Genomic DNA, 11,003 nt, shown 5'->3' on the forward strand with positions numbered 1-11,003 from the left:
CATAGAAAAAAAGGGCCACCCAATCGGGTGGCCCTTTTTTTATGTTTAGAAGCCTGATAATGGGTTAGTGCCGAACATAGTGAGAGTAGGGCCAGGGCCGGATCGAACAAACCGGTATTGCGCCAGGGACGGCTTGGAAAGATGTACAGCGGTACTATCACTGCCCGATGACCCGCCAATGTTTCCATAAAAAGGGCCACCCAATCGAGTGGCCCTTTTTTATGTTCGGAATCCATCGCCTGCACAGCAGGCTCTTAATCCCCCTCCCCATCCACTCCCGAACCAGATACTACCGGTGCTTTTTTACCCGGCTTCACAAATGGCTCAACCATGCGCCCTGGAGGAGATTTCCCACGGTTATGCACAGCTCTATCCAGTTATTCTGTGAGTAACGAGATTTTTACGCAGCTTGAAAATATTTCGCCCGGGGTTGTTTCGTGGGATCGGTCTGCCAATTTAGCGGAAAAGCAAGTTATTGAATTTCTGAGAAAAGTTGCCCACCGGATGAGATTCCCTTCCCGTGTACTGCCGGGTGGGATAGCTCCCGGGTTGCGGTCTCGCTGTGAAAGGCTGGTGATTTTCTGTGCTGTCGGTGAAGATGGCACAGCCATGCGCTCTACTGGAGATATCCCCCACTTATACACAGTTCTGCCCAAAGATTCTGTGTGTAACAGGGAGTTCACAAAGCCGGGATGAAAAACTCCTTCCGCCCTTCCATCAATGATTCCTGTCCACCTGAACAATCAATACCGATTGAAAATTTGCACTGTAGGGAGAAGGCAGTGGGCGATGCTTTTTTACCCATTAAAAGACAGGCGCCGTGGGAGGGCGCTTACGGCGCTGTATCCAGGGGTTATGCACAGCTCTGTCCCTGTATTCTGTTAGTAACGACAATGTCATACCGGCTTGCTGCAGGGATGATCCCGATCGCTTGTTCACTGTGCACCAACGGTGTCAGAATCCGGCTCACCACAACAGGCGGATAGCTATGCAACGTATTCAATCCCATCTCGATTCAGAATTTTCCCTCTCCCACGTTGCCATGGGCCTCTGGCGCCTGGCGGACTGGAACTATACGCCCCAGCAAACGCTGAGACTGCTGGAGCAGTTGCTGGAGTTGGGTGTCACTACGATCGATCTGGCTGATATTTACGGCGACTACCGCTGCGAGCAACTGTTCGGCGAGGCCATGAAACTGAAGCCGGAATTGCGATCGCAGCTGGAGATCGTGTCCAAGTGCGGCATCAAGCTGATGGGGGCTGATAACAACTTTGCCATCAACCACTACGACAGCAGTGCGCGCCATGTTAGAGCGGCGGCGGAGTCCAGTCTGGACAAGATGGGGATAGAACAGATGGATCTGTTGCTAATCCACCGTCCGGATCCGCTGATGGACGCGGGCGAGCTGGCAGGTGCACTGGATCGCCTGGTGTCGGAGGGCAAAGTCCGGGCCGTGGGTGTTTCCAATTTCCTGCCGCACCAGGTCGAATTACTGCAGTCGCGCCTGTCCCGGCCGCTGCTGGTCAACCAGATCGAGGTATCCCCGTTGCATACGGCCCCCCTGTTCGACGGCCAGCTGGATTTCTGCCAGCGGGAGAGGGTGATCCCCATGGCCTGGTCGCCGTTCGCCGGCGGGGCACTGTTCAACGGCTCCAGTGAAGCCGCGCGGCGGGTGCAGGGATGTCTGGACGAGTTGTCCGCAGAAACGGGACTGGAGCCGCAGCAGCTGGCACTGGCGTGGCTGTTGCAGCACCCATCGGCGATGGTGCCGGTGCTGGGCAGTGGCAGGATAGGACGCCTGCGCAATGCGATAGAGGCGCAGGCGGTGGAGTTGCCGCGGGAAGCCTGGTTCCGCCTGTTGCGGGCGGCCCGCGGCCGGGATGTGGATTGACCTTACACCACACCGCCGCTCAGCCGGCGTAGGCGTTGTCCGGCATCAGGTCGTAGTGTCCGCCCAGGTCGAATTCTTCCAGCGGAGCCAGGTGTGTGGGCACTGCGTAGTGACGCAGTGGCCTGTCGTTGCGCCAGTCCATGACTTCCAGTTCTTCGCCTTCAATGCCGTGCAGCAGTGTTTCGAATTCGGTCATCGCGGCGGCCATCAGCGACTGGTACTCAAGGTCGTCGCCGAGTTTGATAAAGCGGAACTCCTCTCCGGCTTGCTCGATACGCAGCCAGCCGTCGCCACGCTTTTTGCCTGCCTCGCCGATCACCAGTGGACCCTGCTGATCCCGAGCCAGTGTTGCCAATTGCACGCGCTTGTTGGTTTCCACCGGCGTGCCTACCCAGACCCAGCCGGACAGGCCCATGCGGCTCAACTGCCACTCGCTCAGCCACACGGTCTTCTCGTCGTCGATGCGGAACTCGCTGTACTCCCGCTGGCCGTTGCGGTTGTCGAAATGGAGTTCGGCGCTGGGGTTGTCCTTGCGGAAATTGTTCAGCTGCTGGGTCATCTCGTAGTTGACCTCCCAGTGCTTTTTCAATCGCCACTGAATCGGGTATTGGCCCCACTCGACAATATATTCTTCCCGCTCGCGCACGGTCTCCGCCACCCGCCAGAAGGCGCCGTCGATCAGGATACAGGTGTCGCCGGGCTTGCTGCCGGGGGCGATGATGCTGCACTCGGGTGAGGCCTCGGAGGCATTGACCACATGCTCGCCGCGGCCCTCGATGACCTCGTACCAGGGGAAGCCGTGGCGCAGCGGCGGCGGAAAGGCCAGCGGCGGGCGCCCGGCGAGCAGGCGCCGGAAAAGAACGGACTTTTCGATTTCCAGGTCAGACAGGGTATAGCCTTCCTGGTGGGTGATCTGGCCCCAGGTGAAGGCTGCGCGAATCAGTTGTTTTTCTCGGTCTGAAAAGCTCATGGGCGCAGGCGATGAGGGAATGCAAAGCGAAACCTTACCACTGTGGGCGCGACCGCGCTAATGCAATTCCCTCCGTTATGCGCCGCGGGTGAACGCATTGGCGGCCAAAATTCGATAGACTGGCTCCCGTTTTTCGCGACCGGGAGTAAGGAGCAAGTGGTAAGGATACGACGACTGTTGTGGGGGCTGGCACTGTGCCTGGGCAGCGCCCTGGCGTCGCCGGCGATTGCCCAGCAGGCGCCGGCCGGCGAGCGCTGCTACCTGGATGGCTGGGGGGACGCGCTGCGCTGTTATCGGGTGCCGGTGAGTCAGTCCGTCGGCCAGTCCGGCCATTTCCCGGACGGGTTGGCGGTGATGGTGGCCCCAGCGGTCAACGACGGCGGCCGCGAGCCCCTCTATTTGCTGGCGGGCGGCCCGGGACAGGCGGCCAGTGAGCTGGCGCCGCTGTTGAATGCCTTCCGCAAGGTCAATCGCGAGCGCGCCATCGTCATGGTGGACCGCCGCGGTGCCGGGCGCTCCGGTGCGTTCCGCTGTGGTTTCGAGCGGGATATGCCCGCGGACCTGGAGCAGTTTTCCCGCCAGTTGGCGGACTGCTACCTGCAGCGGGCCGACTTCGCCGAATCCCTGAGCAGCCGCCAGACGGTGGCGGACCTGGAGCGGGTACGCCGCTACCTGGGCCACGGGCGTATCGCCCTCTGGGGCGGCTCTTGGGGTACTCGCACGGCGCTGCTCTACCAGCAGTGGCACCCGCAATCCCTGAGCGCGCTGGTGCTCGACGCTGTGGCACCGATCGACAGCAAAGTGTTTCTCGCCGCCAGTGCCGCCGAGGAAGCACTGCGGGAACTGGAGCGCGACTGTGTCGCTGACCCGGAGTGCGCCCGCCTGGGGGACTGGAAAGGCGATCTCAATCGCCTGCTGCAAGGCTGGAGCGAGCAACAGGCGCGGACCTTTCCCGACCCCCTGACCGGCGCCCCCGCGGCCGAGCCAGTAAAGCGCTGGGTGCTGGCCAACGCCGTGCGCGCCGCCCTCTACGATCCCGGAGCCGCTGCGCAACTGCCCTATGCGGTTCGCCAGGCGAGCCGCGGCAACTACCTGCCGCTGTCCGGCCTCACCGGCCTGTTCATCAATAACGCCGACAGCATGGCCATGGGGCTGACCTTTTCCGTCGCCTGCGCCGAGTCGCTGAATCGTATCAGCGCCGAAGAAGTGGCCCGGGACAGCGCGGACACCTTTCTCGGCACCGCCTTCTTCGACCTGTTCCACAGTGGCTGCGAGGCCTGGCCGGTGAGCGCCAAACCCTACGGCGCGCCGGAACCGCGGGATCACCCGGTGCTGCTGATTTCCGGCTCCGCCGACCCGATTACGCCGCCGGTCTACGCGGAGCGCCGGCTGGACTACCTGCCCAACCGGCAGCACCTGATCGTCGCCGGCGGCGGCCATATCAATTCCCGCCGCGGCTGTATCCCCGGCCTGATTGCGCGCTTCCTGAATACACCGGCGGAGCCGCTGGACAAGACCTGTGTGGCCGGCATCGAGCGGCCGCCGTTCATGGTCGACGCCTACGGTCCGGCGCTGGGAGGAAAAGCCGGTGCAGAACCGGCAGCAGAGGAGGTGGCCAGTGATTGAGGTGCAGTCCATCGACAAGAGCTTTGCCGGCCAGCGTGTATTGCGCGAACTGGGCTTCGAGATTCCCGACGGCCGTATCACCGCCCTGCTGGGCGCCAACGGCGCCGGCAAGACCACCTGCCTGCGTATCGTCACTGGCCTGCTGCGCGCCGATGCCGGGCGGGTGTTGCTCGGCGGCCGCGACGTGGCCGCGGACCCGTTGGCGGCGCGCCGTCAGTTGGGCGTGGTGGGTGACCGCGAGGGGCTCTACGAGCGCCTCACGGTGGAGGAATACCTGACACTCTTTGCACGCATGCAGGGCCTGGCCGGAGCGGCCCTGCGGCAATCCCTCGACGCGGTGCGCGAGGAACTGGAACTGGGCGAGCTCTGGAAGCGGCGCACCCGCGGTTTTTCCCAGGGCGAGCGCATGAAAGTCTCCCTGGCGCGGGCACTGGTGCACCGGCCGCAACACCTGATCCTGGACGAGCCCACCCGCGGACTCGACGTGCTCGCCGCGCGGCTGCTGCGCCGCACACTGCTGCGCCTGCGCGCCGAGGGTACCACCATCCTGTTTTCCAGCCATGTGATGTCGGAAGTGGCGGAACTGTCGGACTGCGTGCTGGTCATGGCCGACGGCCGTATCGTCGGTAACGGCTCGCCCGCAGAACTGATGGAAAATACCGGCAGCGACAACCTGGAAGACAGTTTCGTCGCCCTCGCCTACGGCAGTGCGGCGCGGAGTGAATGCATAGAGGGAACACCGGCATGATGGGGCTGGGGAATTTTTCCACGCGTCGCATGGCGGCGCTGTTGCGCAAGGAAATGCTCGAGACCTGGCGCGATCGCCGCGCCCTGTGGATGGCGGTATGCTTTTCGCTGCTGTTCCCGGTGATGATCGCCGGCTCGACGACTTTTTTCGTCAAAAAGCACGCCGAGGAGACCACGCGGCTGGCACTGCTGGGCGCCGAACGGGCGCCGCTGTTGGAACAGCGGCTGCGCAGCGACACCCTGAAGGTGGACGCGCTCGAGCAAGGCGAACCGCGCGCACTCTTGGCCGGTGACTACGACGTGGTACTGCAACTGGGCGAAGACTTCGCCGGCGACTACCGCAATTTCCGCACGCCGCAGCTCTATCTCTATGTAGACAGCTCGTCCACCGCCACCGGTCGCGCCGAGCGCCACCTGCAGGAGCGCCTGGGCAAACTGCAGCAGTTGGTGGTGGGCCAGCGCCTGGTGGCCCGCGGTGTCGCGCCGCAACTGCTGGCGCCCTGGAAACTGGAAGTGCGGGATGTCAGTACTCCCTCCGGTCGCGGCGCCATGTTGCTGGCGATGGTGCCGGGGCTGCTGATCCTGACGCTGTTTGTCGCCAGCCTCGCCACCTCGGTGGACACCTCCGCCGGCGAGCGCGAACGCCTGAGTCTGGAAACGCTGCTGCTACAGCCCATGCCGGCCTGGCAGGTGATTGCCGCCAAGACCCTGGCGGTGGCGAGTATGGGCTGGCTCGGCTCGCTGCTGGCGATCGCCGCCATGGTGGCGCTGATGCCGGCGATGCCGCTGGCCGAACTGGGTATCCAGCAGGCCACCACCACCGCCGGCGTCATCACCATGGGGCTGCTGCTGTTGCCGCTGGCGCTGCTGGTGGCGGTGGTGCAGATACTGCTGGCGCTGCGCTCACAATCGTTCAAGGATGCGCAGACACAGTTGAGTATTCTGCAGCTGGCGCCGGTCACTGTGTTGATGGCGCTGGATATGTCCCGGGTCGAACTGGACCACCCGCTCTGGCAACTGGTGCCGCTGGTGGGCCAGCAGCAGTGGCTCAAATCGCTGCTGGTGGGCGATCCCGTTTCCCTGCCGCTGGTGCTGGCCGGCTCTGCCGCCAGCCTGTTGCTGGTGGCGATGGCTGTGGCGTTGGGCGCGCGCGCACTGCGCCGCGAAAGTCTGCTGGGCGCGCTGTAGCTGTATAGGCTGTAGCTGTATAGAGAGGTGCAATTGAATAAGGATTTCCGCGAGGGGCTTTTGCAGATCGACCTGGGGGCGATCGGCGACAACTATATCCAACTGCGCGATCGCCTGGCGACCGGCAGCCGCTGCGGCGCCGTGGTCAAGGCGGATGCCTACGGCCTGGGCATGGCCGAGGTGGCGCCGGCGCTGCAGCGTCGCGGTTGCCGGGACTTTTTCGTCGCCACCCAGGACGAGGGGGAAGCGCTGCGGCAACTGCTGGGCGACGATGTGCGTATCGTGGTACTGACCGGCGTGCGCCCCGGCTTCGAGCTGGATTGCGCCGGCGCCGGCCTGATCCCGACCCTGTTTACCCTTGAACAACTGCGCGAATGGGTGGCGCTCTGCTCCCGCGCCGGCATCGCCGGCCCCTGCGCGCTGAAAGTGGATTCCGGCATGACCCGCCTGGGGATGACACCGGAGGAATTCGACCAGTTGCTCGCCGATCCGGCGTTGCTGCGAAGCGCGGATATCCGCCTGCTGCTGAGTCACCTGGCCTGCGCCGACGAACCCGACCATCCGCAGAACGCGTTGCAATTGCGGAATTTCCAGGAGGCCGCCGGGCGACTGCGCCAGCGGTGTCCCGATGTGGAGCTGAGCCTGGCCAATTCTTCGGGCATTTGCCTGGGCGGGGAATACCATTTCGACGTGGTGCGACCGGGCTCGGCACTCTACGGCGTCAACCCGGTTCCGGGCGGGGCCAACCCGATGCGCGCGGTGGTGGAGTTGCGCCTGCCGGTGCTGCAGAAACGCCGCCTGGGCACAGGCCGGAGCGTCGGCTACGGCGCCACCCAGCAGGCCGCTGCCGGCAGTTGGCTGGCGACCGCGCGCGGCGGCTACGCCGACGGTATACTGCGCGCCCAAGGCGGTCGTGGCTGCGGCTGGGCCTGTGGCCGGCGACTGCCGATGGTGGGGCGCGTGTCGATGGATTCCGCCGTGTACGATATCGGCGCCCTCAGCGAAGTCGAGCGGGACGGGCTCGAATCCATCGAACTGCTCAACCGCGAAATCACCGTGGACGAAATGGCCGGCTACGCCGGTACCATCGGCTACGAAATCCTCACCAGCCTCGGCCACCGCTACGGTCGCCGCTATCTGGGAAGTTGACATTGCATACCGACACACCGAAAAACCCGCTGCCGCAGTTGCGGCCGGTGCTGGAGCTGCTGGCCGACGGCGAGGTGCACTCCGGAGAGTCCCTGGGGGCCGCCCTGGGGGTGAGCCGCGCCGCCGTCTGGAAGCAGCTGCAGAAACTCGAGCAACTGGGGCTGTCGCTGGAATCGGTCAAGGGGCGCGGCTACCGACTGCCCGGCGGCCTGAACCTGCTGGGCGCCGCGGAAATTCGCGCAGGCCTGCAGCCGCCGGCGCGGGAGTTGCTGAGCGAACTGCTGCTGTGCGACCGGGTGGATTCCACCAACGCGCAGTTGCTGGGGCTGCTGGAGCAGGGCGGGGGCCACGGCGTCGCCATGCTCGCGGAACAGCAGACCGCCGGCCGCGGCCGGCGCGGGCGCCAGTGGCTGAGTCCTTTCTCCGGCGGCATCAACCTGTCGCTGGGCTGGCAGTTCAGCGGTGGCGTGCAACTGCTCGAGGGCCTCAGCCTGGCAGTGGGTGTCGCTATTGCCCGGGCACTGGAAGAGTTTGCGGTGCCGGATGTGCGCCTCAAGTGGCCCAACGATGTCTGGTGCCGCGGGCGCAAGCTGGCGGGCGTACTGCTGGAGCTGTCCGGCGACCTGACCGACCGCTGCGCGGTGGTGGTGGGGATCGGCCTGAATGTGGGGCTGCGCGGCGACGTCGCCGCCGGAATCGACCAGCCGTGGACCGATCTCCACAGCGTGCGCCCGGGCATCGACCGCAACCGGCTGGCGGCGGCGCTGCTGAACCGGCTGCTGCCGCTGCTCCAGAGCTACCCCGAGCGGGGTTTTGCCGCCTATCGCGATCGGTGGCAGCAACTGGATCAGTTTGCCGGTCGCCCGGTGCGGGTCATCAGCACCCGGCAGCAGTGGTCCGGCACTGCCGCCGGCGTGGACGAGAGCGGTGCGTTGATCGTGGATTCGAACGGCGAGCGCCGGCTTTTCCACGGCGGCGAAGTGTCGCTGCGGGAGGGCTGATGTCGATTCTGGAACTGGATATCGGCAATACCCGCACCAAGTGGCGGCTGCTGGAGTCAGCCGGTGCCGCGCTGCGGGGGGGCACCGACACCGCCGAGCTGAGAAGCGGTCGCCTGCCCGAAGCGCTGGTGGCGCTGCGACCGCAGCGGGTGCGCGCCGCCAATGTCGCCGGCGCCGCGGCCGCCGCCGCCCTGGCCGACTGGATGCGGGGCCTGCCGGGCCTGTCGCTGGAGCTGGCGCAAGTGGAGTCCCCCTGTGCCGGGGTCACCTGTGCCTATCGGGATACCCGGCGCCTGGGGGTGGATCGCTGGCTGGCGCTGCTCGCCGCCCACCACCGGAATCCCGTCCCGGCGCTGGTGGTCGATTGCGGCAGCGCGGTCACCATCGATCTGCTGGACGCTGGCGGCCGGCACCTGGGGGGGTATATATTGCCGGGCCTGGCGCCGATGCGCCGGGCCCTGGACCGGGATACCGACGCGGTGAAAGCGGCGGAACTGCTGAATCCCGGAATGTCGCTGGCGCCCGGTCGCGATACCGATGCCGCGGTCAATCGCGGCCTGCCGCTGATGGTGCTGGGCGCCATTGATCGCGCGTCGCGGGAACTGGTCCGCGATGGCGGCCCGGAGCCGGAGCTCTGGCTGACCGGTGGCGATGGTCTCTTTTTTTCGTCCCTGTGCGACCGCTCCCACCAGTTGATACCGGAACTGGTGCTCGACGGCCTCGCGCTGAGCAACCCCTGACAAACAGAATTTTGATGCTATGCGCTGGATAGTTCTCGCCCTGTTGCTGGCCAATATCGGCCTCTTTGCCTGGTTCCAGGCCACCGGCCGCGCGCCCGCGATGGTCGCGACTGCGGAGAGGCTCCCCGGCACCGGGGAGGGCGAGACGGTGCGGCTGGTGAGCGAGGTGCCGGCGGAGCAGCTGGCGCCGGCAGCCGCGAAGCCTGAACCGGATCCCGAGCCCGAAGCGCGCGGTGAATCGCTGTGTACCCTGATCGGACCCTTCGAGGAGGCCTACCAGGGCGAGGACGTCACCGAGCGCCTGCGGGCACTGCAGTTGGACGCGGATCTGCGGGAGCTGGAGATGAAGGGCCAGATGCGCTACTGGGTATTCCTCGCGCCCCGGGAGACGAGGCGCGAAGCGTTTCGCAAGCTGCGCGAGCTGCAGGCGGAGGGGATCGACAGCTATGTGATCCCGGATGGCTCCCTGACCAACGGTATCTCTTTCGGCATCTTCTCCGAGCCGGAGCGGGCCGAGAATCTGGCCGAAGAGCTGCGCGGGCGCGGTCATCGGGTCCGCACCCGCGAAGAGCCGCAGACCTACCTGGAGCGCTGGGTGGTAATGCCGCCCGGCGAAATCGACGGCCTGGCGGAGGAGTTCTGGAGCCAGCTCCAGAGCGACTATCCCGATCTGGGTCGTCGCCGGAATCTGTGCAGCGAGGTGGCGGCCGACTGAGCGGGGGTGAGAGGGGCGCCCGCAGAGCCTTGATCCAGACGGTGCGCACGGTGCACCCTGCCGAGAGTCCCTGTCCCCCAATTGCCTGTTGCTTGTCGACATAACTTCCCCTAGAATCCCGCCTCCATTGACGGGGCCGATTTCGGAACCGTCGGTGCAGAGACAGGGCTGGCGTAGCTCAGTTGGTAGAGCAGCTGACTTGTAATCAGCCGGTCGGGGGTTCGACTCCTCTCGCCAGCTCCATTTTTCTGTCTCTCGTGCTGTCCACTTTGAGTTCTGCAGGTAAGTCTGTGAATTTGAAGGAAAAAATCGTTGACAGCGCGATGGTCGGTGTAGAGAATACACGCCGCTTTCGAGCAGGGGTTCCCGAGTGGCCAAAGGGATCAGACTGTAAATCTGACGCGCAAGCTTCGGTGGTTCGAATCCACCCCCCTGCACCATATCGAGATGCCGGAAGGTTGTTTGGCCGGATGGCATCGCCAGCGGAAGGTTGAGGCCTTTTGCTTGGAGGTTCCCGCGTGCGGGCATAGTTCAATGGTAGAACCTCAGCCTTCCAAGCTGATGATGCGGGTTCGATTCCCGCTGCCCGCTCCATATTTTGTGTGAGCGCAGGTGGGAGATTCCGCCGGGATGGCGGTGAAGCAGGTGATCTGGATCGATTGCCTGTTGTGGCGGGGCTCTCGGGCGTCGTCATTGGCAGTAAGATGCTCATGTAGCTCAGGGGTAGAGCACACCCTTGGTAAGGGTGAGGTCGGCGGTTCAAATCCGCCCATGAGCTCCATTTTTTTGATGGCCGCAGGGGCAGGTGTCTCTGCGGCTGTTTGTATCCGGGGGTCGATTTTGCGGCTCCCGGTTGGGCAGGTTCTGGAGATGGGCGCGCTGTGGGCGGCCTATATTAGGAGGCTTAGCAATGGCAAAAGAGAAGTTTGAGCGTTCCAAGCCCCACATCAATGTGGGCACCATCGGTCACGTCGAC

At 64.7% G+C, this 11,003-nt stretch carries 10 protein-coding genes and 4 tRNA genes; 12 read left to right on the forward strand and 2 right to left on the reverse strand.

Annotated features, from left to right (window positions below):
- A partial coding sequence (locus tag OQE62_RS18860; RefSeq protein WP_265723600.1) for a hypothetical protein occupies nucleotides 1-245 on the reverse strand: 245 nt, incomplete at its 3' end.
- 743 nt (nucleotides 246-988) lie between these two features.
- On the opposite strand from OQE62_RS18860, the gene OQE62_RS18865 reads away from it, so the two are divergent.
- Nucleotides 989-1,891 carry an aldo/keto reductase gene (locus OQE62_RS18865; protein WP_265723601.1) on the forward strand — a complete coding sequence of 301 codons (903 nt, stop codon included), beginning with the start codon at nucleotides 989-991 and terminating at the stop codon, nucleotides 1,889-1,891.
- Nucleotides 1,892-1,910: 19 nt separating this feature from the next.
- Here the strand turns inward: OQE62_RS18865 and OQE62_RS18870 are convergent, their stop codons facing one another.
- Complete coding sequence (locus OQE62_RS18870; RefSeq protein ID WP_265723602.1) at nucleotides 1,911-2,861, reverse strand: hypothetical protein; 951 nt, start codon at nucleotides 2,859-2,861, stop codon at nucleotides 1,911-1,913.
- A 156-nt stretch (nucleotides 2,862-3,017) separates the two neighbouring features.
- On the opposite strand from OQE62_RS18870, the gene OQE62_RS18875 reads away from it, so the two are divergent.
- The 11 genes from OQE62_RS18875 to OQE62_RS18925 all read left to right on the forward strand — a co-directional run bounded on the left by OQE62_RS18875 (nucleotide 3,018) and on the right by OQE62_RS18925 (nucleotide 10,808).
- Nucleotides 3,018-4,487 (forward strand): alpha/beta fold hydrolase, encoded by a 1,470-nt coding sequence (locus OQE62_RS18875; RefSeq protein ID WP_265723603.1) that lies wholly within the window; start codon nucleotides 3,018-3,020, stop codon nucleotides 4,485-4,487.
- A complete protein-coding gene (locus OQE62_RS18880) occupies nucleotides 4,480-5,235 on the forward strand; it encodes an ABC transporter ATP-binding protein (RefSeq protein ID WP_265723604.1) in 756 nt (251 codons plus the stop codon). Before OQE62_RS18875 ends, OQE62_RS18880 begins: the two co-directional genes overlap by 8 nt.
- The gene (locus tag OQE62_RS18885) at nucleotides 5,211-6,422 is read left to right on the forward strand and encodes an ABC transporter permease (RefSeq protein WP_265723605.1); all 1,212 of its coding nucleotides are present in this window, start codon (nucleotides 5,211-5,213) and stop codon (nucleotides 6,420-6,422) included. Before OQE62_RS18880 ends, OQE62_RS18885 begins: the two co-directional genes overlap by 25 nt.
- A 33-nt stretch (nucleotides 6,423-6,455) precedes the next feature.
- Nucleotides 6,456-7,571 (forward strand): alanine racemase, encoded by a 1,116-nt coding sequence (gene alr, locus OQE62_RS18890; protein ID WP_377535396.1) that lies wholly within the window; start codon nucleotides 6,456-6,458, stop codon nucleotides 7,569-7,571.
- Nucleotides 7,572-7,573: 2 nt separating this feature from the next.
- Nucleotides 7,574-8,572 (forward strand): bifunctional biotin--[acetyl-CoA-carboxylase] ligase/biotin operon repressor BirA, encoded by a 999-nt coding sequence (gene birA / locus OQE62_RS18895; RefSeq protein WP_265723607.1) that lies wholly within the window; start codon nucleotides 7,574-7,576, stop codon nucleotides 8,570-8,572.
- Nucleotides 8,572-9,312: a type III pantothenate kinase gene (locus tag OQE62_RS18900; protein WP_265723608.1), complete on the forward strand. Its 741-nt coding sequence runs from the start codon at nucleotides 8,572-8,574 to the stop codon at nucleotides 9,310-9,312. The genes birA and OQE62_RS18900 overlap by 1 nt, the downstream gene beginning before the upstream one ends.
- Nucleotides 9,313-9,331: 19 nt before the next feature.
- A complete protein-coding gene (locus OQE62_RS18905) occupies nucleotides 9,332-10,027 on the forward strand; it encodes an SPOR domain-containing protein (protein WP_265723609.1) in 696 nt (231 codons plus the stop codon).
- 167 nt (nucleotides 10,028-10,194) lie between these two features.
- Nucleotides 10,195-10,270 (forward strand) — tRNA-Thr (locus OQE62_RS18910).
- A 113-nt stretch (nucleotides 10,271-10,383) separates the two neighbouring features.
- Nucleotides 10,384-10,467, forward strand: a tRNA-Tyr gene (locus OQE62_RS18915).
- A gap of 80 nt (nucleotides 10,468-10,547) precedes the next feature.
- Nucleotides 10,548-10,621: transfer RNA gene (locus OQE62_RS18920), tRNA-Gly, on the forward strand.
- Nucleotides 10,622-10,733: 112 nt separating this feature from the next.
- Nucleotides 10,734-10,808 (forward strand) — tRNA-Thr (locus OQE62_RS18925).
- The last annotated feature ends 195 nt before the right edge of the window (nucleotides 10,809-11,003 follow it).

This window comes from Microbulbifer halophilus, from assembly GCF_026183675.1.
Classification (GTDB): Bacteria; Pseudomonadota; Gammaproteobacteria; order Pseudomonadales; family Cellvibrionaceae; genus Microbulbifer; species Microbulbifer halophilus.